Origin of the sequence: Gilliamella sp. B14384G10 (genome assembly GCF_016101685.1) — a bacterium.
In the GTDB taxonomy this organism is placed as follows: Bacteria; Pseudomonadota; Gammaproteobacteria; order Enterobacterales; family Orbaceae; genus Gilliamella; species Gilliamella apis_A.
Genome location: NZ_JACFQA010000005.1, coordinates 43,050 through 68,196, shown reverse-complemented (window position 1 = coordinate 68,196; position 25,147 = coordinate 43,050). Strand labels below are relative to the sequence as shown.

The window sequence follows — 25,147 nt, the reverse complement described above, 5'->3', positions numbered from 1 at the left end:
GCAACATAAGATGATTTTTTAATAATTTTTACACATATTTAATACAATTTAATATGATGTATTTAATAAGGGGGTTATTATGAATATCTATAAAAAAGCAACGATAGCATTATTATCAATAATATTAGCTTTACCTGTTTTTGCTTTAAATTTAGATCAGGCAATTAATGAATTAGGTCAAGCCAAAGCTAATGGTTTGGTTGGTGAACAAGCTGATGGTTATCTAGGCGTGGTCAAAAATGAAGGTAATGCTAGCGAAATTGCGCAATTAATTAATCAGGCTCGTAAACAGCAATATCAAAAAGTCTCTGCAGAAACTAAAGTACCTTTGTCTGATGTGCAGAGTCGTGCAGGCAGTAAAGCACAAGAAAAAACGCCAGCAGGCCAATATATCAAACAACAAGGGCAGTGGTTAAAAAAATAATGGCAAACTTTATTACAACAATAGAAAAAGTATAATGATATTGTACTTTAATTGTTTACCAATAATGTGTATCCTGTTATTTTTGTGATTTACTTGCAGTGATAATTAAAATAAGTTTTATTTGTAAATAGTATCGCTTTGGCGATTTTAAATGGAGAAAATCAATGTGTTCGATTTTAGGTATTCTTGATATTAAATCAGATCCAGAACAACTACGAACAAAAGCGTTAGAACTATCAAGTCTACAACGTCATCGTGGACCTGACTGGTCTGGTATTTTTGCTTCTGATAAAGCTATTTTAGCTCATGAACGTTTATCAATTGTAGATGTTAATACAGGATCTCAACCGCTTTATAATAAAGACAAAACCCTAGTTTTAGCGGTAAATGGCGAAATTTATAATCATCAAGAACTCCGAAATCAGTACAAAGATCGTTATGAATTTCAGACAGGATCTGACTGTGAAGTTATCCTAGCCTTATATCAAGAAAAAGGTATTCACTGTCTTGATGAACTACAAGGTATGTTTGCTTTTATTCTTTATGACATCAACAAAGGTACCTATTTTATTGGTCGCGATCATATTGGTATTATCCCAATGTATATGGGATATGATGAAAATGGTACATTTTATGTTGCCTCTGAGATGAAAGCTTTAGTACCTGTTTGTAAAACCATTGAAGCATTTCCTCCTGGTTGTTATCTTTCTAGTACCGAGGGTGAAATTAAGACCTACTACAAACGAGATTGGATGGAATATGATAATGTCAAAGATAATAAGACAGATATCAATGAACTTCGTGTCGCATTAGAAGAGTCAGTAAAAAGCCATCTTATGTCTGATGTTCCTTATGGTGTTTTACTATCTGGTGGACTTGATTCTTCAGTTATCTCAGCGATTACTAAAAAGTTTTCTGCGCGTCGAGTTGAGGATCATGAAAAATCAGAAGCATGGTGGCCACAATTACACTCGTTTGCGGTTGGTTTAAAAGGTGCACCTGATCTTAAAGCTGCCCAAGCAGTTGCCGATCATTTAGGTACTGTTCATCACGAAATTAACTTCACAATACAAGAAGGGATTGATGCAATTCGTGATGTAATTTATTACATTGAAACTTATGATGTAACAACGATTCGTGCCTCAACACCGATGTACTTAATGGCAAGAAAAATTAAAGCTATGGGTATTAAAATGGTTCTATCAGGTGAAGGTGCTGATGAAGTATTTGGTGGTTATCTATATTTCCATAAAGCGCCAAATGCTCAAGAATTCCATGAAGAAACTGTGCGTAAATTAGCGGCACTGCATATGTATGACTGTGCGCGTGCTAATAAAGCAATGGCTGCTTGGGGTGTTGAAGCTCGGGTACCATTCTTAGATAAAAAATTCTTAGATGTTGCTATGCGCATTAACCCACAGGATAAAATGTGTGGTAGTAACGGTAAGATGGAAAAACATATTGTTCGTGAAGCATTTGAATCTTATTTACCAGCATCAGTGGTTTGGCGTCAAAAAGAGCAATTTTCTGACGGTGTAGGTTATAGTTGGATCGATACTTTAAAAGAGATTGCCGAAAGCAAAATTACCGATCAACAGTTGGAAAATGCAAAATTCCGCTTCCCATACAATACGCCAACTTCAAAAGAAGCTTATATGTATCGTGAAATTTTTGATGAATTATTCCCAGTTGAAAGTGCTGCGCATTGTGTACCTGGTGGTCCTACAGTGGCTTGTTCAACAGCTAAAGCAATTGAATGGGATGAGTCATTTAAAAATCTAAATGATCCATCAGGTCGTGCAGCGGTTGGTGTACATAATGATGCTTATAAAAAGTAATATTAACTAATTTAATCTGAAAAAGGGCATTATGCCCTTTTTTTATATCTAAATAATTTGTTAAAAATATTCATGTTTAGATTATATAATTATAAAAATCGATAATATAATCAATAAATTGTTTTTCAATTCTACCTTTCTTATTCATTCAATTTGCTACCAAACAATCATAGAAAATAATTTTTTATTAAATATGTGATCTAAATTCACTTTTTTAAAAAGTTTATAAACTATACTAAATGTTACCAGTCACATTGTGGCTGAATGGAAATAAAATAATATTTATATTCCTATAAATAACTTTATATAAGTATATAAATCATGAATTAGGAGCATTGAGTGAAAAATTATAAAATCGCTATAATCAACTCAAGTAGTTTTGGAAAATATTTTCCTAATCATCTAGAAAGATTAGAAAAAATAGGTGAAGTAAAACATTTTACTTTTGAAAATAATATTCCAGGGAAGGAATTAGCTGAAGCATTGCAAGATTTTAATATTGTTATTGCCAGTGTTAGACCTTTTTTTAACAAAGAGTTTTTTGATAATAAAAAACAACCGCTACTATTACTTTCCCGTCATGGCATCGGATTCAATAATGTTGATGTTGTTGCTGCCAAAGAGCATGGCACAATAGTTACTATCGTTCCTCCTTTGGTTGAACGTGATGCTGTTGCTGAAAATGCAGTGACTAATTTACTTGCATTAATTAGACAAACAGTTCAATCACAAGAAGCGGTTAAGTCAGATGAATGGAAGAAAAGAGCCTCTTTTTTAGGTATCAATGTTACGGGTAAAGTAATTGGTATTATTGGCTGTGGCAACATTGGTAGTCGCGTGGCAGAAATTTTCAAACATGGATTTAATGCTCGCCTATTGGTGGTGGATCCAAAAGTTAATGTTGATTGGGCTAACAAAAATAATATTGAAATTGTTGAGTTAGATTATTTACTGCAAAATGCAGATATCATCTCGTTAAATGCCTCATTAAATGAAACTAGCTATCATATTTTAAAAGCACCGCAATTTTCTTTGATGAAAAAAGGCGTTTATATAACTAACACTGCTCGAGCCGAATTAATTGATGAAACTGCACTTATAAATGCGCTCGATAATGGCACTGTAGCTGGTCACGCAACAGATGTCATGTATGTTGAACCTTCATACAGTGATCATCCTTTAGTTAAACATCCTAAAGTTCTTGTTACACCACATACTTCTGCTTATGCAATTGAGTGTCTGCAAGGTATGGGGGAAAAATGTGTACAAGATGTAGAAAATTTTGTTAATAACTTAGAGCTACAATCGGTGGTTTCTTAATCATTTAACTGAAACTAACTAATTAATTATAAAAATAGTAAGGAGTTTATATATGCAAGAAATGCATGTAACGTTTCTTCAAGCAGCTATTATATCAATATGGGTTGCAATGGTCATGTCTCGGGGTCTAGGTGGTGCTACGTTAACGTTACGATTTACACCAATGATGACCGGTTTAATTGTTGGGATTGTATTTAATGACATTCCTAATGCAATGATAACAACAGCTGCTATTCAGTTGATTTATATGGGTGTTTTTTCACCTGGTGGGCAAATGCCATCAGAACCAGCTATAGCAACAGCAGTTGCTGTTCCCGTCGCATTGTTGGGTAAAATGGAACCAACAGCCGCCGTAGCTGTGGCAGTACCGGTAGGTTTATTAGGATCTTACTTGTATCAATTAAGATTTTTCTTTAATACCATGATTATGAAATTAACAGAAAAATATGCCGAAGAAGCTAATAGTAAAGGATTAACCTTTTCTATCATCGTGTTACCAATAATTTGTAGTTTTGCATTGTTCGTACCGTTTATGTTTGTTGCGTTATATTTTGGGGCACCAATTATTGCTGATGTGATTAAATCGAATGCGGGAGGACTAGTTTTCCATATTCTTAATGTAATTGGTGGTGGGCTTGCTGCGGTGGGTATTGCATTAACCATTTATGTTATTGGTAAAAAAAGCTACATCATTTTCTTCTTACTTGCCTATTTTATGGCGGTTATTGCCAAACCACTAAATATTACCATGGTAACTTATGCAATAGTTGGTGCAATAGTTGCCTTTATTTTTGTTCTTGCAAAAAATGAAGCAGTAAATTCTGCGGTAGATCAACCTAGAAATAATTCAAATAATAACAATCAAGTTGATGACGATGATTATTAATCATTAGTTATTTGATTAATAAATTAGAAAGAGGAATTTTATAATGACAGAAATAGTACAAGAAAGTATTGATCTAAAGCCAGAAATGATTACTAAAAAAGATATCACATTTGCATGGTTACGTTGGTATTATGCCAATGAAATTCCACACTCATTTGACCGTTATCTTGCGGCATCATTAATGTGGGGATTAATGCCAATTCTTAAAAAGTTATATAAATCAAAAAGTGAATTAGCTGCTGCTTACCAACGACATTTGTTATTTTTTAATACTCAAATCACGTGGGGTGGTGGAACTATTTCAGGAATTATGGCTTCACTAGAAGCTGTACGTGCTGATGAAGTTTATCAAAACAAACCAATTAGTATTGATAATGATGTGCTTTATAACACTAAAGCCGGTTTAATGGGAGCCTTGGCCGGTATCGGGGATGCGATTGACTCGGGTACTATACAATATATTTTTATTGCCATCGCATTACCATGGGCGCAAGAAGGATTAGCGATAGGTGCGTTATTCCCATTTGTTGCATTTGTTTTATATCAACTATTTGTTGGTTACTATTTTGCCCAATTAGGATTTAAATTAGGTAGAAATGCGGCAACAGAAGTCGTTGGTAATAAGATGCAGATGATCATAGAAGCCTTATCTATTTTAGGTCTATTTATGATGGGTATTCTAGCTGCAAGCTATATTAAAGTTTCCTCTAGTTTAAAATTCACCTTATCTGGTAAAGATTTCATTATACAAGATACACTGGATAAGATTTTACCTGGAGTATTACCGCTTGTTGTTGTAATGGGATTGTATTTTTATTTTTCTAAGAAAGGATTGAAAGTAACAAGAGCTTTAATTGGGCTAACTGTTATTCTTGGTGTTTTAGCCGCAATTGGTATTTTATAAAAATAATTAAATATAAATAATAATAGAGGTTTTAAATTATGGGAAAAGTTGTTTTAGCTCGGGTTGATAGTCGTCTTATTCATGGTCAAGTCGCAACAAATGTTTCAAAAGCAGCCGGCGCTAATGCTTTATTTGTTGCAGATGATTATTCGGCAAATGATGAATTCACCAAAAATATTATTCTTGGCGCAGGCGCCAGCACTGGTCATAAAATTAGAGTATTAAAAGAAGATGGTGCGGTTAGGTATTGGAACGATCGTCAATATGATGATTTTAACGTTATTTTAATTACTAAAAATATTGAAGTAATGTATAAAATTATTAAATCTGGCGTACCTGTAACTAATCTTAATATTGGCGGTTTACCACTGGTTCCAGGGGCAACCTCAATCATTAAAGAAGTATCGATTAATAAAGAGCAACTCGATTTATTAATTGATTTACAAAATAGTTTTCCGAATATGGATATTTATTGCCAAGCAACGCCTTCATTAAAGAAAGTACCTTTAAGTGAAGTAATTAAAATGTTTGAATAATATAGGATTAATAACATGATCGGTGTTCTATTAGTTAGCCATGGAAGTATGGCGGCTGGAATAAAAGACAGTGTGAAAATGATTGTTGGAGAACAAAGCCAATTTGAATCATTATCACTTAATCCTGGACAAGATATAAATCAGTTAAAAACTGATTTATTCAATTGTTCAAAATCTTTAGATTCTGGCGATGGTGTTCTTATATTTGTCGACCTTTATGGCGCATCTCCATATAATGCTTCGATGCAATGCGTTCCACAATGGAATGAGCTTGGTATGAATGTTCGAGTCATTACTGGTATGAGTCTGCCTATGGTAATTAATGCAGTATGTAATAGAGATTCTGTGTCATTGAATGATCTTACTGCGGAAAGTATCGAGGCTGGGCATGAAAATATTCAAGATGCCGTTGCTAACATATCTCAATCAAACAACAATGAAAATGATGATGATTATTAATGTAATAACTAATTTAATGTTATTAAGTTAATTTTTATCTTAATCTATTTATAGTTAATATGATTTTTAAAATCATATTAACTATATTGTCTAACTTTATATAAAAATAGTTTATTAATAATGGAAATATTGAAAGATCTGATTTTGCGATATGGCATCATATTTGGTAAAAGGTTTAATCCAAAAGAGAAAATCTCTTTTTTAAGGATAATATCTAAGGAATTAGCTCCATTGGGTTATCAAGTGGATGCGAAACTATCTAAATTAAAATTAGCGACTAGACGTTATCAAAATTATTATAATGCTTATATCGGCGATCTTAATAAAGCAGAGGTCGTTATTTGTACTAATTACGATACTGGGATCAATAATTTTAATTTGCAGAAAACGTATGCTTTTCAATCACAATTTAGTAAGCTGACTTACTTTATTAGTGTTGCTCCGTTTATATTTTTATTCATTGCATCATTAATATTAAATTACCTAGTTTTTTTACCTGATATCCGGATTAATGGCTTTTTCAGTGTTTCTGGCATTTCAGCTATAGTTTCAACAGTGCTGTTGTTTTTCTTAATTGCCAAATTTAAGAGTGGGATTCCAAACACTAAAAATTTCGTTTGTAATTCATCAAGTATTATTACTATTATTAATCTTATTAATAAGTTAGATAAAAAACAAAAGAAAAAAATCGCTTTTGTTCTTTATGATGGCGGCAATAGTGGCCAATATGGTCTAAAAATGTTAGAAAGCTATGCTAAGCAAATCAAAGATAAAAAATTTATTTTTTTGGATAGTATTGCGAATGGTGATGATTTAGTTTTTTTTAAACCACAAGGATGTGATCTAAATATAGCGGATGTTCATTTTCATGATGGGAGTATTGAAACGACATTATCTAATTACATTATGATCACATCAGGTGATATAAATGAAGATAATAAAATTCTAATAAAAAATGCTCACTCGTCTAAAGACAATTATTTATCTGATGAAAGATTAGAAAAACATACACAATCACTACGAGATGTATGCCGAGCATTGATGAATGAAAAATGATAATGGATTGTTGTGGAAAAGAACTTGATACCTACCGATAGAATTGAGTAGGTATCAGAATTGTGATGAACTAATGTGTAGCGCCTTTTGCTGCACCAATAGGTAGAATTGTACGACCAAATTGTTCATTTAGAACTTCAGCCATTGCAAGATAAATTGCACTCGCACCACAAATTATACCTTCAAAACCAGCAATATGAATAATGTCATGGTTACCAGAAATATTACCAATTGCTAATAGAGCGAATAAAATGGTTAAGCTAGCAAAAACAAATTGTAATGCTCGGTTAGCTTTTAATGTACCAATAAACATAAATGCGGTAAAAATCCCCCACAGTGCTAGAAAAATCCCTAAAAAGGTTGCATCGGTAGGTGCAGTTACTGGTGAAGTAGGTAAATACCAAATACCAACTAAAGCAATCCAAAAGAAACCGTATGAAGTAAACGCTGTTGTTCCGAAGGTATTTCCTTTACGGAATTCTAAAATTCCTGCGATTACTTGGGCTAATCCACCATAAAAAATACCCATAGAAGCGATTGCCGTCATAACTGGAAAAAATCCTGCATTATGAATATTTAATAAAATTGTAGTCATACCAAAACCCATTAGTCCAAGTGGACCTGGATTTGCAAGTTTTATTTGTTCCATAAGGATCCTATAAATTAATTTTCGTAAAAAAAAGAGCGGCAATAATAAGTGTTGAAAAGCTGATAATCAAGATTTTGTAAAAAATAATTTTGTATCACCCCTTGATATTAATAATATTGTTCCCATTTATGTGAAAACAAAAACATTTCTTTATCTAAAATGGGACTTGAAAACGATGTTTTCAGTCTTATATATAAGAAATAAAATACAGGTTTGAGGAGAAAAGATTATGGGTAAAATTATTGGTATCGATTTAGGTACAACAAATTCATGTGTTGCAGTAATGGATAATGGTCAAGCAAAAGTATTAGAAAATGCCGAGGGTGATCGCACAACCCCTTCCATCATTGCTTACACTCAAGATGGTGAAATCTTAGTTGGTCAACCAGCTAAACGCCAAGCCGTAACTAATCCACAAAATACATTATTTGCAATTAAACGTTTAATCGGTCGTCGTTATGAAGATGCTGAAGTACAACGTGATGTTGGTATTATGCCATATAAAATTGTTAAAGCTGATAATGGTGATGCTTGGGTTGATGTTAAAGGTCAAAAAATTGCTCCACCACAAATTTCTGCTGAAGTATTAAAGAAAATGAAGAAAACTGCAGAAGATTATCTTGGTGAGCCTGTTACAGAAGCAGTTATTACAGTTCCTGCTTATTTTAATGATGCGCAACGTCAAGCAACCAAAGATGCAGGTCGTATTGCTGGTTTAGATGTAAAACGTATTATCAACGAGCCAACTGCAGCGGCGTTGGCTTATGGTTTAGATAAAGATGTTGGCAACCGTACTATTGCTGTATATGACCTTGGTGGTGGTACTTTTGATATTTCAATTATCGAAATTGATGAAGTTGACGGTGAAAAAACATTTGAAGTATTAGCAACGAATGGTGATACTCACTTAGGTGGTGAAGATTTTGACTCACGTTTAATTAACTATTTAGTTGACGAATTCAAACGTGAACAAGGATTTGATCTTAAAAATGATCCATTAGCAATGCAACGTTTAAAAGAAGCTGCTGAAAAAGCAAAAATTGAATTATCATCAGCGCAACAAACTGATATTAACTTACCGTATATCACGGCTGATGCAAGTGGGCCAAAACACTTAAATATCAAAGTGACTCGCGCTAAACTTGAATCATTAGTTGAAGATTTAGTTAAACGTTCAATGGAACCTGTTAAAACAGCATTAAAAGATGCCGGTCTTAGTGTTTCTGATATTAAAGATGTCATCTTAGTTGGTGGTCAAACACGTATGCCAATGGTTCAAAAAGCAGTTGCAGATTTCTTTGGTAAAGAACCACGTAAAGACGTTAACCCTGATGAAGCAGTAGCTGTTGGTGCGGCAGTACAAGGCGGTGTATTAGGTGGAGATGTTAAAGATGTATTATTACTTGACGTAACACCATTATCATTAGGTATTGAAACAATGGGTGGTGTAATGACTACCTTGATTGAGAAAAACACGACTATCCCAACAAAACATAGTCAAGTATTCTCAACAGCTGAAGATAATCAATCAGCTGTAACTATCCATGTATTACAAGGTGAACGTAAACGTGCAAGTGACAACAAATCATTAGGTCAATTTAACCTTGATGGTATTCAAGCTGCACCACGTGGTATGCCACAAATCGAAGTAACCTTTGATATCGATGCTGATGGTATTTTGCATGTATCAGCAAAAGATAAAAATACTGGTCGTGAGCAAAACATTACCATTAAAGCTTCTTCAGGATTAAGCGAAGAAGAGATCCAAAAAATGGTAAATGATGCTGAAGCAAATGCTGATGCAGACCGTAAATTCGAAGAATTAGCTCAAATTCGTAACCAAGCTGATCATCTTGTTCACTCAACTCGTAAACAAGTGACTGAAGCTGGTGATCAATTATCAGCTGATGATAAAACAGCTATTGAAAGCGCTGTGAGTGATTTAGAAAATGCAGCTCGCGGTGAAGACAAAGCAGAGATCGAAGCTAAAATTAATGCATTAATGGAAGCTTCAAAAAAATTACTTGAGTTAGCTCAACAACAAGCTCAAGCAGATCAATCTGCAGGTCAAGCCAATAGCGAAAGTGCTGCAGGACAAGATGATGTTGTTGATGCAGACTTCAAAGAAGTTGATGATGAAAAAAAATAAGCATTAACTGATATGTTTTTTAATGAGTTATTGCAACGAGTTTTAAACATGTAAAACATTAAACGGGCGCGAGGTAACTCAAGCCCGTTTAGTTGTTTATATAATGATTAAATTTAAAGGTTAATTATGGCGAAGAAAGATTATTATGAAACATTAGGCGTGAGTAAAAGTGCCAGTGAAACTGAGATAAAAAAAGCCTACAAACGCCTAGCCATGAAATATCATCCGGATAAAAATCAGGATAACAAAGCTGAAGCTGAAGCAAAATTCAAAGAAGTTAAAGAAGCTTATGAAATCTTAACCGATCCACAAAAGAAAGCTGCTTATGATCAGTATGGCCATGCTGCTTTTGAACAAGGGCAAGGTGGCGCTGGTGGTTTCGGCGGATTTGGTGGTTTTGGAGGCGGTTCTGCATTTGATGATATCTTCAGTGATTTCTTCGGTGGTGGTCGAGGGCGAGGTCAAGCAGCATCGCGTGGTAATGACTTACAATATAATATTTCATTAACATTAGAAGAAGCTGCTAGCGGTGTAAGCAAAGAGATTAAAGTACCAACTTGGGTAAATTGTGATGTTTGCCATGGTCAAGGAACTGAAAAAGCTTCAGATGTTGTAACTTGTAATACCTGTCACGGTGCGGGTGTTGTGCAAATGCGGCAAGGCTTTTTTGCTGTGCAGCAAGAGTGTCCGACTTGTCATGGGCGTGGAAAAGTGGTTAAAAATCCATGTAAAAAGTGTCATGGCGAAGGACGTGTTCAAAAAACTAAAACACTTTCGGTTACTATTCCTGCTGGGGTTGATACAGGAAACCGTATTCGACTTTCAGGTGAAGGTGAAGCGGGATTAAATGGTGCTCCAGCTGGCGACTTATATGTACAAGTACAAGTAAAACCGCATGCAATCTTTGAGCGAGATGGCACTAATTTACATTGCGAAATTCCAATTAATATTGTGTTAGCATCACTAGGTGGTGAGGTTGAAGTACCAACCCTGAACGGTAAAGTTAGCCTAACCATACCGGCAGAAACACAAACCGGTAAAATGTTTAGGTTACGTGGAAAAGGCATTAAATCATTACGAGGCAGTGCTGTAGGTGATCTCTATTGCCATGTTGCAGTTGAAACACCAGTTAATCTAACTAGCAAACAAAAAGAGTTATTAAAAGAGTTAGGCGAAAGTTTTAAATCGGATAAAAACTCAAAACATAGCCCAAAAGAAAAAAGCTTTCTTGATAAAGTGAAGAAATTTTTTGGATAACATTCTTTATTGATTATACAATCGAGCCAAATAATGGCTCGATTTTTTTATTCTGCTTTTTTAAATAGTATTATTGCTGTTTTCAGATATCGTATATTTTTCTTTATTATTCAATATCCCTTATTGACATTAAACCATATCTTAATTAGTATATTAAATTAGTAAGGTGGCTAACTAATTTTATGGATATAAAGTATGCAGCTTGAAAATCGCTATTTATCTTTTTGCAATATTTTGAAGAAACAAAACACGGTAGATTTAGAAAAGATCCGAACATGCTTTACGTTGTTATCTGTTGCTAATCTAATTGATATAGAGTGTGCCAAACGTCTCCAGAAATATCATCTCTCAGAAAGTCGATTAATTATTTTAGTTTTATTAAAAGAATACCAAGAATTATCTTTGCAAGAAATTGCTAAATTATTAGGGATAACTAAAGCTTCAACAACAACACTTGTTAGTTCTCTAATTAATGATCAGCTAGTATCAAAAAGAAATGATGACAATGACAAAAGAATTTCTATTATTTGTTTAACCCTAGCAGGAATGGATTTATTGACGGAAACGTTAAAAGAGCACAGTTTTTGGATAGAAAAAATAACTAATAATTTATCTGATAATGATGTTGCTATATTCAAAAAGGTATTAAGCCAAATTCATGAAAATGTATCAAGAAAGGAAATCGTTAAATGAAACTAATTGAAGATTTACAAAGGTTAAGACGAGATTTAATTACTCAATTACCCCAAGATGTACAAAATATTTTGGATAACTCATTAGCAGATATGTTAAGTGAAAAACTAGATAGTGATTCTTTACAATGTGGAGATATTGCACCAGACTTTTCACTAATATCAACTGATAATCAAGAAATCAATTTATACAAATTACTTGAAACTCAACCCGTAATTATTAGTTTCTTTCGAGGTAGTTGGTGCCCGTTCTGTGTAAAAGAATTAGAACATTTTCAAAATAATTTAGAGCTGATTCAGCAAGTTAAAAATATGCATTTTATTGCTATTTCACCGCAGAAAGCTTCAATTAGCGCACAGTTAAAACAAGAAAAATCGATGTCGATAACGATACTATCAGATATTAAAAATAACATAGCTAATAAGTTTGGTTTAGTATTCACATTACCTGAAAAAGTTAGAGAGTTATATAATAGTTTAGGTGCTAATTTATTGGATTTTAATGGCGATGATAGCTATACATTGCCAATACCAGCAACTTATTTAATTGGGCAAGATAAAAAGATTTATTTTGCTTATGTTAATGCTAATTATATGGAACGAGCTGATATATCCGAATTAATAAATGTATTAAACTAATAAAGATTTAAATTTATTTAATAATATAAAATGTTACTAATCTGATATAAAAAGGGATAATATAAAATATTATCCCTTTTTATATTAAATTTAATTAAAACTATAAAGTTACATTTTAATCGTGAGAACATACTTAATAATATGACGTTGTTGTTCTGCTGTGAGTGAGTTATAAGGTAACAGCTTGTGAAGATAAAGAAAAAAGATTTTATTGCTCAAGATCTGTTAGGGCGAATTTATCAACAATTAAGTTTTGTTAATCAAAAATTGCCTCCCGAACGAGAGCTTGCGGAAAGTTATGGAGTCTCTCGTCATACTATACGTAAAGCGCTAGAAAAACTGCTGCAAATTGGTATTATTTCGGTTCAAAAAGGTTCGGGTGCTTTTATTAATCAACAAGCTAAAAATAATCCTTTAATTTATAATTCGCTGACTGAAAAACATTATGATCAAATCAACTCTAAACTGATTTTATTTCGTAAACGACGAGTACAGTTGGAAGAAAAACAAACATTTAATCTAACTGATGATGAATATATTTGGGAGTTTCATCGTATTCGTTTTGTTGACGGTCGAGGTACCCAAATTGAGATTTCTAAGTTACCTTGTCGATATTTTCCTGATCTGAAACAAAAAAATATTGAAAACTCTATTCAACAATATGTATTAAGTAAAGGCTATGAGATATCCCATTATCTAACTCAATATCAAGCTGTTGCCATTAATCGTCAGGAATCTGAATTACTCAAATGCAAAAAAGGCATGCCAGCAATGAAAATTATTAATCGGTGTTTTTTAAATAATGGTGCAATTTATGCCATTAGTGAAATTATTGATATTCACTATACTTGTACTTATATTACACCGTTTAATAAACCTAATTTTGAATTAAGATTAGTTGATGATAAAAAGTAAATTTATCAATCAACTTAGGTTATTTAAAAAATATTCATTATCTTGATTTATGGGGTATGTATAACTCCATTGGGCAAGCGGCTTTGTGTCCATTCATGTGGTCGATAAACCACGGGATATTTATCTGCCTGAGCTTTATCTAGTGTAACACCAATGCCTATTTTCTCTATTGGATATAAATAGCCTTGTTTGGCGGCAATAATACCAGGAAATACTGCCTGTGTATTTGCCGAATAAGGAATATATTCCTGAATTGCTGCATTATGTAAATGAATATTTAAATGAGTATTCACAGCTGCTCCAATTGGTGTCATATCAGGTGGGCAATGCCAAGCAACTCTTATTCCAAATGGTTGGCAAAAAGTAGCTAATTTTAATGCAGGTGTAATTCCGCCAATTTGTGAAACATGGCAACGAATAAAATCAATTCTACGTTGAATGATCAGCTCTTGCCATTCTAATGGATTATTGAATAGTTCACCGGTCGCTAAAGCAACTGAAGTTTGGTTACGAATTTGCTCCAGCCATTGGTTTTGATTAGGCGGTAAAATATCTTCAATAAAATATGGTTGATATTGCTCAACTTGTTTAGCAAAAGCGACTGCTTGATTAGGAAATAATCTTTCATGTACATCATGCAAAAAATGAATTTTATAACCATATTTTTCTCGTAACTTTTTAAACATCTCTAAAGTATTTTGCATATACTGATCTTGATCAAAGTAAGCACCACTACTTGACTGTTGTGGACTATGCAATTCTTCTGGTTTGCCACCGTAAAACCCTAACTGACAACGAATATGGCGATAACCTTGACTAATACATTGGTCAACTTGTTTAAAAAGTTCTGACAATGTTTCACCGGTAGCATGAGTATACACTTCTATCGCATCTTTTGATTTACCACCAAATAATTGATAAAGAGGCATATTCGCTAGTTTGGCTTTAATATCCCATAATGCCATATCAATACCAGCAATAGCATTATTAATGATTGGCCCATTACGCCAATAAGCATTAACCATTAACATCTGCCAAATATCTTCAATATGATTGGCATCTCGGCCAATTAGCAACGGTTTTAAATATTCATCAACAATGGTTTTTACGGCTAATGGGCGCTGTTGAAAAGTTGCACAGCCATAACCAATCACATCTTTATCTGTATAAATAATTACGGTAACAAGATTATGTCTATCAGGTTTAGTAATGATACATTCAATGTCAGTGATAAGGGTTGGTAACATAGGGTTAGTATCCTCTTTAAAATTTTTTCTTTTTATATAATTACCGATATTTTTCACATCTGTAAAGAGCAAAATATTAGTGAAAAATTATTGGTTCAAATTTGAATTAAAATTGTCGATAAAAAGCATACCAATTGAAAAATATAGTAAATTTCAGTGTTAAAACCCCTTTTTTTGTGATCTAGATCAAACTTTTCATTCTTGTATTGATAATTTAAAGTTTCTATTATTTTAATTAAACCAATTCTAGGGACGATTGAGGTTCTAATGAGTAAACAAGAAAGTATTAAAAAAATTATCGCTAATATTGGTGGTAAGGAAAACATTAAAAATGCTTGGCATTGTATGACACGTTTACGATTTGATTTAGTTGATCAAACCATGGTCAATTGGGATGAAATTAAAAAAATTACCGGGGTAATTGGTGCTCAATTTCAAAGTGATCAATGCCAAATTGTAGTAGGTACTCAAGTTAAAGTTTATTTTGACATTCTGGCTGATGAAATAGGATTACAAACGCCAGAAAATGATCAAGCTAAACAACTATCCAAAGAATCTGCCAAAGAACGTAAAGGCATTGTTTCTTTGTTTATGGATACGGTGTCTGGTGTTTTTGGTCCTATCGTACCGGCGATTGCTGGCGCGGGGATGATTAAAGGGTTACTTGCTGGTCTCATTGCGTTAAAAGTCGTTCCTAAAACCAGTGATACAGTTATTATTATCGATTTAATCGCTAGTGGTGTGTTTTACTTTTTACCATTTTTTTTGGCGGTTTCGGCAGCAAAAATATTTAAAACTAATGAGTATTTAGCCGCTGCAATCGCCGCTTGTTTGATGTATCCAACTTTAATTGATGCGGCAAAATTACTAGTAACTAATCCTGATGCTGCCAGTTTTTATTATTTTTTGGATATGATACCAATATCGATTTTTAACTATGCTGGTAGTGTTATTCCTATTATCTTCTCTGTACTGGCATTAAGTTATATTTATCGATTCGTTGATAAAATTATGCCTAATGTACTCAAAACAGTTTTCACTCCAACGGTAACTTTATTTATTGCTGGTTTATTGGCTCTTACCGTAATTGGTCCTATAGGTATCTATTTAGGTAAATTGTTAGCACTATTTATCCGGTCGCTATTTGATGTTTCTGCTGTGTTTGCTGGCGCTATTGTTGGCGCAATTCGACCGGTCGCTATTTTGACGGGTATGCATCATGCAATGACCCCTATAGCGTTGCAGAATTTTGCTGAATTAGGCTATGATATGTTGATGCCGATGATGTTTATGGCAAATATGGCCATTGCTGGTGCGACTGCTGCTATGTATTTTAAAGCGAAAAATAAGCAAGAAAAAACGGTTATTGTTTCTGCCGCAGTATCTGCATTATTAGGTATCACCTAGCCAGCTCTATTCGGTGTATTAACCAAGTATAAAAAAGCCTTTATTGCCGCAACTGCCGGTAGTGCGATTGCCTCCGCTTTTATTGCTTTATTTGGTGTAAGGTTATATGGCTATATTCTATCGAGTATCTTTAGTTTACCCGCCTATATTGGTCCATACTTTATCTTTGCAATATTGGGGGTATTAATATCAATTTGCTCATCGTTCATAATGGCTTATATTTTTGTTGGCAAAAAATAGGCCTAATTTTTAAATAACCTCATAACAGCTCGTGATATTACGGGCTTTATCGATCAGGTTATATCAAAAGGATGACTTAATATTGCCACCTTTTCTAAAGGTGGTTAAAGAATTTTAATATATAGCATATCTCCTCTTCAGGAATGGTAATTTTATATTTTTCTTCGAAGATAACTAATTCATCTTTAATAATTGAATATTCATTCCTATATTTACGAATATAATTTTGTTTATCAATAAATTTAACTTTGCTCTGCTCGCCATTAATTATCTGTTCAAGCATACAAGCGATATGCATAACCAGTCCAATCAAAGTATTATTTGATACTCTAATATTAAATTTACGGGTTATATTTTCATTAAAATGCTTAATATCGGTTAGTAAATCGCGCGGTTCAATATTGGATAAAATATTCGAAAGTGTTTTTTCGATTAAAGAGTAAATGGTTTCAATATCAATTAATTGCTGTAATTTCTTAATATTGTCCGGATAAATTAATGATGTTAAATCGAACTGGCTTATTGACGTATTAAAGTTAAATGGGCTCACTATAGCAACAATAGTATGGCTTTGCTGAATTTCTTCGATTTCTTTAAATAATTTATCATCTTCGTGAGATAAACTAAGTGCAATAATGTCTAAGATATTTTGTCGGTATGAAAGTACATTATTTAATAAATCTATGGTGATATTGGTACTTTTATTCGGTACATTAATAATTAAAATAGCTAATTTTTTATTAACTAAACTCTCTTCTTGCGGTGCTGATACTAATGGTGCTTGATTAAGCATATGAATTTGTAACACATTCTCATATACTTCTTCTAAGCAATATCCGTTCATTGCATTTTGAATTGCTTCAATAACATGTAAAGTACTAACAAGTTGAATTGTTTTGGTTTTAATATTGCATTTTGCCTCTATCTCTTCACCAAAATTTTTCAAAGATCCCATATCAACCAGTAATAGCATGTCTGATTTATTTTTAGTTAATTGAATATGGTTAATAATTTTTTCGAGAATTTTTTGTGGCAATTCATCAAGTGGTACATCAAAAGCAAGTGCATATTCAATGTTAAGTAAGTCATGTGCTGTTTTCGTGATTGAAGTTGCGGTTTTATCTCCGTGAGCAATAACGACAATTTGCACATTATTTGAAGGTAAAATAGGATTATTAGTACCATATATAAAAAACATGGCCAGATAAGCTGCTTCATCGATGGGCAGTGTCGTATCCATAATGTGTTCAATCATTGTAAGACAATCAAGTGCAGCATTAAATTGATTTGGATAATTCGTTCGGATTTTATTTAATTGCGGATGACTAATCTTTTGATTGCTATTTATTCGCTTTAATGTCTGTTCGATATGGTTAGCTAAACTATAATAAATACGGTTATTAAAGCTACACTGTAAACTGTTTTCAGCCTGTTCAATTAAGGCTTCAGTCAAACGTAATACTTTAGTTGAAATTATATTTTTCAACTTATTCTTATCATATTTTTTAGTATTATTATAAATATAAGTATAAAAATAATCCTGAATTTCTTGTTCAATTTCTTCTTCGAGTTCGAAATTTTCCCTACCTTGAGTTTTTAATTCAGCGATTTTTCGATTTACGATATCGTAAATATCATTCGATTTATTATTTTCATATAGGATCTTATTATTTTCTCCCTGAAATATAATATTTTTTCGATTAATACCAATGATTTTATTCCACGTTTGACGATGTTGTGTTTCAATCAATAATGCTTCACTGATGTGATTTGGTAATAGAGCACTATTAATATAAATATACTCTGAATTACTGTAGGAAATATGTTTGGCATAGGCGGCTGCACAAATAAAACGAATATCAGCTTCAAGTTGCCCTATATTATTGGGGCAGTTATAGCCTAACAAAGCGCGAAGGGCATTACTTGATACGACAATTTTTTCTTTTAATTGTGCAGATTCGGTATTAAAGAAATTTTGAATTAGATTAAACCTTTCCTCAAAAGTTCTTGCTCTTAAAGGCGGAATTGTTAAATTCATAGGAAAGCGACGAGTAAATGTACGCAATAATGCTGAATTAGGATCTTCTGTCGTTGCGGCAATAATACGAACTTGTGCGGTTCGTTCTACGGTATCACCTAGTCGTCTAAAAAGGCCTTTATCAATAAAAGTAAAAAATATTTCTTGGCCTTCTGGAGGTAAACGGTGAACTTCATCTAAAAATAACAGCCCGGTGTGCGCTTTTTCAACTAAACCTTCACGATCATCGATTGCACCACTATAGGCACCTTTTTTACAGCCGAATAATTGGGTTAAAAGTAGTTGTGGATTTGAGGCGTAATCAGCACAATTAAAATGGATAAATGGCGCATCAGGACTAATTTTATTGACACTTTTAGCATAGTTATAAATCAGTTCGGCAAACAGTGATTTGCCAACCCCAGTCTCACCAGTAATTAAAATATTCATACCATGAGGAGGGTAAAATATGGCTGCTTTAGCTTGTTCAATCAAGGTATGCAAACTGGTGCTAGACTCGATGAAATTTTTGAATTCACCAAATTTGAAATTTGGTTTGTTTTCGGTTTTTATCGAAGATTTAGCAATAGAATATTTGACTGGTTTTCCTTTATCTTTAACCACTTTTCCTTGCTTAATAAGCTGATTTAATTCGTGGCTAACATTTGCGCGAGAATAATTCAGTAATGTGGCAAGTTCAGAAGTAGTAACTCCTTCACTGTTTTTTAGCGTTAATTCCTGTAATTTTTGGAAAATAATCTCAATTCTTAACATTTCACATCCTAATGTGTTTTAGCAAATCCATTCTTCAATGTGTATTAAAACACATAAAAACACATTAGCAACTTAAAAAATTACTTATTGATTATTTTTAATTTATTTTGTTTTGGCACGGTTATTGCTGTTATTTATTACATGAAATATATCAAACTGAGGAAAAATTAATGAATGAGTATGAAGAGATTGTAATGCAACTAATTACCAATAGCGGTGATGCAAGAAGTCGCTGCCTAAAAGCAATTAGAGCTGCTCGTAAAGGTAATTTTGAACAAGCCGATAGTTTAATTGAAGAAGTAAAAAAATTTTTAGCCATTGCGCATAAAACACAGACTGAATTAATTCAAAACGAGATTCAGGGTAATCATATTCCAGTTTCGTTACTGATTATTCATGCTCAAGATCACTTAATGAATGCAATTTCAATGCGAGATTTGGCCATTGAAATTATAGAAATATTAAAAGATAAACAATTAAAGGGGTAATTAATATGACTTATAACATTATGCTAGCTTGTATGGGTGGATTCTCTACCAGTATGTTAGTCAAAAAAATGAAAGAGTCTGCGGAAAAAATGGGTATTGATGCCAATATTAATGCAGTAAGCGAAACTGAATTAGATCAATATGATGATCTGGACATTATTATGTTAGGGCCGCAAATAGAATATATCTATGAAAACTTAAAAAAACAGTATGACATCCCGATAGTGGTTATTGACTCTCTTGACTATGGAACAATGAATGGTGAAAAGGTGTTAAAAACTGCCTTAGAAATTTTAGAGAAATGAATCAGCTAATAAGAGAGATTTTATTATGATAAATAATAAAGAAACACTAATGAGCTTTAGAGCAAAATTGCAAAAAGTTATTGGCTCTATTCAATCAAGTTATTCTGTGCAAGCTGTTTCAAGTGGCATGATGATGCTATTACCTGTCATGATGGTGGGCTCGATTGTTGCGGTTTTAAATAGTTTAAATATTGAATCTTATCAGGCAGTATTAGTGGCAACAGGATTAAAATCCGCTTTTAAAGTTGCTTCAGTAGTCACCATGAACGTGATTTCACTCTATGTCGTGGTAGCTATTGCCTATAAGATGGCAGAATTACATAAAAAAGATGGTATTTTAGCTGCATTAATGGGGCTAATGGCTTTTCTTTTTATCACTCCAATGAAAACCAACGGTATTGCAGCCATTGATCTCTTGTATGTTGGATCAAGAGGAATGATTGTTGCGATGTTAGTAGGATTATTTGCTACACGTTTTTATATTTTCTTACTTAATCGTAAACTAACGATAAAAATGCCTGAGTCAGTACCTGATTTTGTATCAAAATCTTTTTCGAGTCTTATTCCCGCATTTATTATTGCCGTAGTCTTTGCTCTAATTAATGCGTTAGTTGGTCTTACTGAATTTGATAATGTACATAATTTAATTTATTCCATAATTCAAGTACCGCTTCAAGGCTTAGGTGCAAGTTTAGCAGCAGCGTTATTAATTGTATTTTTAGCGGAATTTTTATGGTTCTTTGGTATTCACGGTTCAATGGCGACTTCGGCTATCTTATATGCTTTATTCTATCCTTTTGATATCGCCAATTTAGAAGCATTTCAAGCAGGTCAAGCGTTACCATTTATTGTCACAATGACATTTATTAATGCACAAAAAGGACCGCGTTATTTAGCATTATCTATTTTATTAGTACGCTGTAAGAGCCAACAAATGAAAAGTTTAGGTAAGATTGGCTTTATACCAGGTTGCTTTGGTATTAGTGAACCTTATAAATTTGGTTTACCTATGGTATTAAATCCAATTTTATTTTTACCGTTGATTTTTGCTGGAACAATTAATGTCGGCTTATCTTATTTTGCTACATTGATCGGTATTATTCCTCGTGTTAATGGTATGCCTCTACCAACGGCTGGAACGCCTGAAATTATTAAAGGATTTATGATTGGTGGTTGGCAAATGGCAATATGGCATGTGGTATTGTTAGTTGTTGCTATGTTGGTTTATTTTCCATTTGTTCGTTACATGGATAAACAAAAACTCAGTATTGAACAAGCGGCAACGGAGAAATAATAGATGCACAATAATATTATAATTAATGCTGTTGAACGATTATCACCAAACCGTGTGCGTCTAAGTTGGCAATCACCACCAAAGTCGCATGAGGTAAAAATTTATTTGAGTGATAGTGCTGATATAAAAAATGCAGAAAAAACTATCCTTACCCAAACAACACAATCAAGCATTGATTTAGATATTCTTGATGATAAACGTTGCTATTTTATCCTTGATATTAATGGTCAAAATTATGTGACTGCTGAACGTGTTCTACCATTGGAAGGTGCAAATAATTTTCGTGATATTGGTGGCTATAGAACTGGTGATGGTAAAACTGTTAGATGGGGTAATCTTTATCGTTCAGATCATTTACATAATTTGACAGATAAGGATATCGCATATTTAAATACAGCAAATTTTCATACTATTATTGATTATCGTAATGAAAAGGAATACAGCAAACAGCCCAATCGTTTGTGGAATAATCAACTAAATACACTTCGTTTAATTCCCGATGCATCTTCAGCAGAATTAGCTGCTAAGGCTAGTAATGATCATGAAAAAATACAGGAACTCATTAGTTTAAGCCAAATTAAAAATGGCAAGATGGTTATTGATGGTTCTGGACTAATTATGCAAGAACAAAATCGTGATTTTATCCGTAATCCTGAAACCGCCAAAATATATAGAGAACTTATTGATATTATTTTAGATAGCCGAAACTTAGCGATAGTACAACATTGTCGAGGAGGTAAAGATAGAACTGGTTTCGGTATAGCTATTATATTAGCTATTTTAGGTGTTGATGAACAAACTATATTATTAGATTATGCAATGACTAGTGAATTAAGGTATTCGCGTAATATGTGTAGAATGGAGAAATATAAAAAAGAGACTGATAATGCTGAAATTTTAGCTTTTTTGTATTCTATGATGGAAGCGCGTAGTAGTTACCTTGAAGCTGCATTTGATGAAATGCGTACAAGATTCGGGTCAACTGCAGAATATTTAACTAAAGCGTTAAAAATAACAGAAAGCGAGAGAGAAAAAATAAAACAAAATTATCTATATTAAAAAAATTAACCCAGTAATTAAACTGGGTTAATCTAATTTATACTATTTCATACTCTGTAAATTACATTTTAGTAGTAAATGTACGAGCAATAACGTCACGTTGTTGTTCAGCAGTTAGTGAGTTAAAACGAACTGCATAACCAGAAACACGAATTGTTAATTGTGGATATTTTTCTGGGTGTTGTACTGCATCTTCTAATGTTTCACGACGAAGTACGTTTACATTTAAATGTTGACCACCTTCAACTTTAATTGTTGGTGCTACATCTAATGGAACTTCACGATATTCGAATTGACCAAGTTCCGCAGTTGGGACGATTTGATCTTCTTTGTAAACTGATTTAGCAGCAACACAACGAGCTTCTTTGGTTGAATCATCTAATAACCAGAAAGAGTTAAGTAGTGCTTGATTGTCTGCTTTAGTAATTTGGATACCTGTAATCATTTTTAAATCCTCCTAATGGATCTGGACCTTATTGTCCTAAATTATTTATAAGTAATATAGCACTTTCAAAATTTGATTAAAGTCAAAAAAAGCTATTAATCTGATAAGTTTTACCGTTGATTGTGTGGGTTGACCTGATTTTTGCAAATAACTTTATATTTATTAAAAGGTAATCTTTTATTGTCATTTGCAATTTAAGTAATATTTTGATGATCTTAAACTAAACAAGGTATTTTATTCATCTTTTTATTCGTTGAACGCTTATTTACTGTTGAATGAAGAGTACTTTTCTCATCATTGATTATCAGTAGGTTTATTGGTATTTTTAGGTATAATTAATATCATCAATAAATCCAGTGTTGAACTAGATAAAACAATTGTAAAGGTCAAATATGAGTAATCAATTAACATGGAATGATGTTATTGGCTCTGAAAAAGAGAAGCCCTATTTTCAACATATAATGCAGTTTGTGGCAACGCAGCGTGCACAAGGTAAAATTATTTACCCACCTCAGCACGATGTATTTAATGCTTTTCGTTTTACGGCATTTAGTGATATTAAAGTAGTGATATTAGGGCAGGATCCTTATCATGGTCCAAATCAAGCTCATGGCTTATCCTTTTCTGTATTACCCGGAATTAAACCGCCACCCTCGCTTATAAATATCTATAAAGAGTTAGCAACTGATATTGAAGGATTCACGATACCTAATCATGGCTATTTAGGCTATTGGGCTACTCAAGGTGTCTTATTACTCAATAACGTATTAACGGTTGAAGCAGGACAAGCTCACTCGCATGCCAAAATAGGTTGGGAAACCTTCACCGATCATGTTATTGCGGCAATTGATAAATATCTAGAGGGTGTTGTTTTTTTACTTTGGGGGTCACCAGCACAAAAGAAAGGTCAATTTATTGATCGTCAAAAACACCATGTGTTAACGGCGGTACACCCATCGCCATTATCGGCTCATCGTGGATTTTTCGGTTGTAAACACTTCTCAAAAGCCAATAATTTTATTTTACAGCATGGTAAAACACCTATCGATTGGCAACCACGATTACCGGAAAAAAGTAAATGAGTAGTAATAAGAAACGCCGTCCAGGCTTACAGGAAATTGCTAATTTAGTTGGGATCAGCAAAATGACAGTAAGTCGCTTTTTGCGAGATCCTAAGCTTGTATCTGAATCACTTCAATTACAAATATCATCGGCTATTGATAAGCTCGGGTACATCCCTAACAAAGCTCCTGATATGTTATCAAATGCCAAAAGTCATGCTATTGGAGTTGTATTTCCCTCGTTAACTAACCAAGTTTTTGCTGATATTTTAAAAGGTATTGAGATGGTTTCCGACGTGCAAGGTTATCAAACCATGATCACTCACACCGGATATAACGCTGATAAAGAAGAGTTACGAGTCCGTTCTTTATTGTCTTATAATATTGATGGATTAATTTTGACGGAAAGGATACATAATCCAGCTACCTTAAAGATGATTGAAATTTCAGGTGTCCCAGTAGTGGAAATTATGGACAGCGTGTCGCCTTGCATTGATATGGCGGTTGGATTTGATAATTTCACTGCTACAAAAAATATGATTCATCGCATGATAAATAAAGGACGACGTCACATTGTTTATTTTAGTGCAAGACAAGATCAACGTAGTATCATTCGGCAACAAGGTTATGAAAAAGCCATGCAAGAGGCAGGATTAACGCCTAAAACATTAGCTACTAAAGAAGCCTCATCTTATGATTTGGGGGCGAGATTTTTACACCAGATATTAAAAGAATATCCATGTGTTGATGGTATTTTTAGTACCAATGATGATTTGGCTTTAGGTGTATTACTTGAATGTCAACGTATTGGTATTGAAATACCAAAACAAATTGCGATTGTTGGTTTTCATGGCCATAAAATTGGCCAGTATATGAATCCTAAATTAGCTTCCATTCATACGCCAAGAATTGAAATGGGAAAAATTGCTACAGAATTACTCTTGAAACGTATAAACGGTGAAAATATAGCTGAAAAAGTCATCGATTTACCTGTTGAATATCTTGATGGTGAAAGTTTGTAATCAATTTTAAAATCTTTTCTAAAATTTATATCATTATCACATTATTGATTAGGTTTGGATGGAT

Annotated in this window: 23 protein-coding genes and 1 pseudogene; 20 read left to right on the top strand and 4 right to left on the bottom strand. The window is 33.2% G+C overall.

What is annotated here, in order from left to right:
* Positions 1 to 79 precede the first annotated feature (79 nt).
* The 8 genes from H3T54_RS10485 (at position 80) to H3T54_RS10450 (ending at position 7,423) form a co-directional block, all read left to right on the top strand.
* On the top strand, positions 80 to 424 hold the full coding sequence (locus H3T54_RS10485) for a YdbL family protein (RefSeq protein ID WP_198222401.1): 345 nt from the start codon (positions 80 to 82) through the stop codon (positions 422 to 424).
* Positions 425 to 588: 164 nt separating this feature from the next.
* Complete coding sequence (gene asnB, locus H3T54_RS10480; RefSeq protein WP_110446905.1) at positions 589 to 2,262, top strand: asparagine synthase B; 1,674 nt, start codon at positions 589 to 591, stop codon at positions 2,260 to 2,262.
* A 339-nt stretch (positions 2,263 to 2,601) separates the two neighbouring features.
* Entirely contained in the window at positions 2,602 to 3,582 is a 981-nt protein-coding gene (locus H3T54_RS10475) for a D-isomer specific 2-hydroxyacid dehydrogenase family protein (protein ID WP_198222403.1), read from the top strand.
* A 61-nt stretch (positions 3,583 to 3,643) separates the two neighbouring features.
* The gene (locus H3T54_RS10470) at positions 3,644 to 4,468 is read left to right on the top strand and encodes a PTS sugar transporter subunit IIC (protein WP_065614796.1); all 825 of its coding nucleotides are present in this window, start codon (positions 3,644 to 3,646) and stop codon (positions 4,466 to 4,468) included.
* Between the two features lie 43 nt (positions 4,469 to 4,511).
* Positions 4,512 to 5,372 carry a PTS system mannose/fructose/sorbose family transporter subunit IID gene (locus H3T54_RS10465; protein WP_198222405.1) on the top strand — a complete coding sequence of 287 codons (861 nt, stop codon included), beginning with the start codon at positions 4,512 to 4,514 and terminating at the stop codon, positions 5,370 to 5,372.
* Positions 5,373 to 5,410: 38 nt separating this feature from the next.
* Positions 5,411 to 5,908 (top strand): PTS sugar transporter subunit IIB, encoded by a 498-nt coding sequence (locus H3T54_RS10460; RefSeq protein WP_065577934.1) that lies wholly within the window; start codon positions 5,411 to 5,413, stop codon positions 5,906 to 5,908.
* Positions 5,909 to 5,923: 15 nt separating this feature from the next.
* Positions 5,924 to 6,367 (top strand): PTS sugar transporter subunit IIA, encoded by a 444-nt coding sequence (locus H3T54_RS10455; protein WP_198201825.1) that lies wholly within the window; start codon positions 5,924 to 5,926, stop codon positions 6,365 to 6,367.
* Positions 6,368 to 6,598: 231 nt separating this feature from the next.
* Complete coding sequence (locus tag H3T54_RS10450) at positions 6,599 to 7,423, top strand: hypothetical protein (protein WP_110446908.1); 825 nt, start codon at positions 6,599 to 6,601, stop codon at positions 7,421 to 7,423.
* Positions 7,424 to 7,493: 70 nt separating this feature from the next.
* On the opposite strand, the gene satP is transcribed toward H3T54_RS10450, so the two are convergent.
* On the bottom strand, positions 7,494 to 8,072 hold the full coding sequence (satP, locus tag H3T54_RS10445; RefSeq protein WP_110446909.1) for an acetate uptake transporter: 579 nt from the start codon (positions 8,070 to 8,072) through the stop codon (positions 7,494 to 7,496).
* Positions 8,073 to 8,301: 229 nt separating this feature from the next.
* On the opposite strand from satP, the gene dnaK reads away from it, so the two are divergent.
* From dnaK to H3T54_RS10420, 5 genes are all read left to right on the top strand, one after another.
* Positions 8,302 to 10,221: a molecular chaperone DnaK gene (dnaK, locus tag H3T54_RS10440; protein ID WP_198201822.1), complete on the top strand. Its 1,920-nt coding sequence runs from the start codon at positions 8,302 to 8,304 to the stop codon at positions 10,219 to 10,221.
* Positions 10,222 to 10,347: 126 nt separating this feature from the next.
* Positions 10,348 to 11,478: a molecular chaperone DnaJ gene (gene dnaJ, locus H3T54_RS10435; RefSeq protein WP_110446910.1), complete on the top strand. Its 1,131-nt coding sequence runs from the start codon at positions 10,348 to 10,350 to the stop codon at positions 11,476 to 11,478.
* Between the two features lie 195 nt (positions 11,479 to 11,673).
* Positions 11,674 to 12,171, top strand: coding sequence for a MarR family winged helix-turn-helix transcriptional regulator (locus tag H3T54_RS10430; protein ID WP_198222407.1), 498 nt, complete (start codon positions 11,674 to 11,676; stop codon positions 12,169 to 12,171).
* Positions 12,168 to 12,809 carry a peroxiredoxin-like family protein gene (locus H3T54_RS10425; protein WP_198222409.1) on the top strand — a complete coding sequence of 214 codons (642 nt, stop codon included), beginning with the start codon at positions 12,168 to 12,170 and terminating at the stop codon, positions 12,807 to 12,809. Before H3T54_RS10430 ends, H3T54_RS10425 begins: the two co-directional genes overlap by 4 nt.
* A gap of 192 nt (positions 12,810 to 13,001) precedes the next feature.
* Complete coding sequence (locus H3T54_RS10420) at positions 13,002 to 13,724, top strand: GntR family transcriptional regulator (protein ID WP_366940014.1); 723 nt, start codon at positions 13,002 to 13,004, stop codon at positions 13,722 to 13,724.
* Positions 13,725 to 13,771: 47 nt separating this feature from the next.
* On the opposite strand, the gene H3T54_RS10415 is transcribed toward H3T54_RS10420, so the two are convergent.
* Positions 13,772 to 14,971: an enolase C-terminal domain-like protein gene (locus H3T54_RS10415; RefSeq protein WP_198222411.1), complete on the bottom strand. Its 1,200-nt coding sequence runs from the start codon at positions 14,969 to 14,971 to the stop codon at positions 13,772 to 13,774.
* Positions 14,972 to 15,238: 267 nt separating this feature from the next.
* On the opposite strand from H3T54_RS10415, the pseudogene H3T54_RS10410 reads away from it, so the two are divergent.
* Positions 15,239 to 16,618, top strand: a pseudogene (locus H3T54_RS10410) (PTS transporter subunit EIIC).
* 94 nt (positions 16,619 to 16,712) lie between these two features.
* On the opposite strand, the gene H3T54_RS10405 reads toward H3T54_RS10410, so the two are convergent.
* On the bottom strand, positions 16,713 to 19,409 hold the full coding sequence (locus H3T54_RS10405) for a sigma 54-interacting transcriptional regulator (RefSeq protein ID WP_198222415.1): 2,697 nt from the start codon (positions 19,407 to 19,409) through the stop codon (positions 16,713 to 16,715).
* 170 nt (positions 19,410 to 19,579) lie between these two features.
* Here H3T54_RS10405 and H3T54_RS10400 point away from each other — a divergent pair, with 170 nt between their 5' ends.
* From H3T54_RS10400 to H3T54_RS10385, 4 genes are read left to right on the top strand one after another with little or no spacing between them, the layout of a single operon-like run.
* On the top strand, positions 19,580 to 19,897 hold the full coding sequence (locus H3T54_RS10400) for a PTS lactose/cellobiose transporter subunit IIA (RefSeq protein WP_198222417.1): 318 nt from the start codon (positions 19,580 to 19,582) through the stop codon (positions 19,895 to 19,897).
* Positions 19,898 to 19,902: 5 nt separating this feature from the next.
* Complete coding sequence (locus H3T54_RS10395) at positions 19,903 to 20,202, top strand: PTS sugar transporter subunit IIB (protein ID WP_198222419.1); 300 nt, start codon at positions 19,903 to 19,905, stop codon at positions 20,200 to 20,202.
* 25 nt (positions 20,203 to 20,227) lie between these two features.
* Positions 20,228 to 21,496, top strand: a complete 1,269-nt coding sequence (locus H3T54_RS10390) for a PTS sugar transporter subunit IIC (RefSeq protein ID WP_165755923.1) — start codon at positions 20,228 to 20,230, stop codon at positions 21,494 to 21,496.
* 3 nt (positions 21,497 to 21,499) lie between these two features.
* A complete protein-coding gene (locus tag H3T54_RS10385; RefSeq protein ID WP_198222421.1) occupies positions 21,500 to 22,555 on the top strand; it encodes a tyrosine-protein phosphatase in 1,056 nt (351 codons plus the stop codon).
* A 61-nt stretch (positions 22,556 to 22,616) separates the two neighbouring features.
* Here H3T54_RS10385 and grcA read toward each other — a convergent pair whose 3' ends face one another.
* Positions 22,617 to 23,000: an autonomous glycyl radical cofactor GrcA gene (gene grcA, locus H3T54_RS10380; protein WP_034902904.1), complete on the bottom strand. Its 384-nt coding sequence runs from the start codon at positions 22,998 to 23,000 to the stop codon at positions 22,617 to 22,619.
* A 392-nt stretch (positions 23,001 to 23,392) separates the two neighbouring features.
* On the opposite strand from grcA, the gene ung reads away from it, so the two are divergent.
* Both ung and gntR read left to right on the top strand, forming a co-directional pair.
* The gene (gene ung / locus H3T54_RS10375) at positions 23,393 to 24,082 is read left to right on the top strand and encodes a uracil-DNA glycosylase (protein WP_198201816.1); all 690 of its coding nucleotides are present in this window, start codon (positions 23,393 to 23,395) and stop codon (positions 24,080 to 24,082) included.
* Positions 24,079 to 25,083, top strand: a complete 1,005-nt coding sequence (gene gntR, locus H3T54_RS10370) for a gluconate operon transcriptional repressor GntR (RefSeq protein ID WP_086363211.1) — start codon at positions 24,079 to 24,081, stop codon at positions 25,081 to 25,083. Before ung ends, gntR begins: the two co-directional genes overlap by 4 nt.
* Positions 25,084 to 25,147: the final 64 nt, after the last annotated feature.

Coding starts and splice junctions, on each gene's coding strand:
- H3T54_RS10425 (WP_198222409.1), top strand. CDS start 12,168: ATGAAACTAATTGAAGATTTACAAAGGTTAAGACGAGATTTAATTACT.
- H3T54_RS10405 (WP_198222415.1), bottom strand. CDS start 19,409: ATGTTAAGAATTGAGATTATTTTCCAAAAATTACAGGAATTAACGCTA.
- H3T54_RS10465 (WP_198222405.1), top strand. CDS start 4,512: ATGACAGAAATAGTACAAGAAAGTATTGATCTAAAGCCAGAAATGATT.
- H3T54_RS10400 (WP_198222417.1), top strand. CDS start 19,580: ATGAATGAGTATGAAGAGATTGTAATGCAACTAATTACCAATAGCGGT.
- satP (WP_110446909.1), bottom strand. CDS start 8,072: ATGGAACAAATAAAACTTGCAAATCCAGGTCCACTTGGACTAATGGGT.
- grcA (WP_034902904.1), bottom strand. CDS start 23,000: ATGATTACAGGTATCCAAATTACTAAAGCAGACAATCAAGCACTACTT.
- H3T54_RS10485 (WP_198222401.1), top strand. CDS start 80: ATGAATATCTATAAAAAAGCAACGATAGCATTATTATCAATAATATTA.
- dnaK (WP_198201822.1), top strand. CDS start 8,302: ATGGGTAAAATTATTGGTATCGATTTAGGTACAACAAATTCATGTGTT.
- ung (WP_198201816.1), top strand. CDS start 23,393: ATGAGTAATCAATTAACATGGAATGATGTTATTGGCTCTGAAAAAGAG.
- H3T54_RS10385 (WP_198222421.1), top strand. CDS start 21,500: ATGCACAATAATATTATAATTAATGCTGTTGAACGATTATCACCAAAC.
- H3T54_RS10460 (WP_065577934.1), top strand. CDS start 5,411: ATGGGAAAAGTTGTTTTAGCTCGGGTTGATAGTCGTCTTATTCATGGT.
- H3T54_RS10415 (WP_198222411.1), bottom strand. CDS start 14,971: ATGTTACCAACCCTTATCACTGACATTGAATGTATCATTACTAAACCT.
- H3T54_RS10455 (WP_198201825.1), top strand. CDS start 5,924: ATGATCGGTGTTCTATTAGTTAGCCATGGAAGTATGGCGGCTGGAATA.
- H3T54_RS10470 (WP_065614796.1), top strand. CDS start 3,644: ATGCATGTAACGTTTCTTCAAGCAGCTATTATATCAATATGGGTTGCA.
- asnB (WP_110446905.1), top strand. CDS start 589: ATGTGTTCGATTTTAGGTATTCTTGATATTAAATCAGATCCAGAACAA.
- dnaJ (WP_110446910.1), top strand. CDS start 10,348: ATGGCGAAGAAAGATTATTATGAAACATTAGGCGTGAGTAAAAGTGCC.
- H3T54_RS10430 (WP_198222407.1), top strand. CDS start 11,674: ATGCAGCTTGAAAATCGCTATTTATCTTTTTGCAATATTTTGAAGAAA.
- gntR (WP_086363211.1), top strand. CDS start 24,079: ATGAGTAGTAATAAGAAACGCCGTCCAGGCTTACAGGAAATTGCTAAT.
- H3T54_RS10390 (WP_165755923.1), top strand. CDS start 20,228: ATGATAAATAATAAAGAAACACTAATGAGCTTTAGAGCAAAATTGCAA.
- H3T54_RS10395 (WP_198222419.1), top strand. CDS start 19,903: ATGACTTATAACATTATGCTAGCTTGTATGGGTGGATTCTCTACCAGT.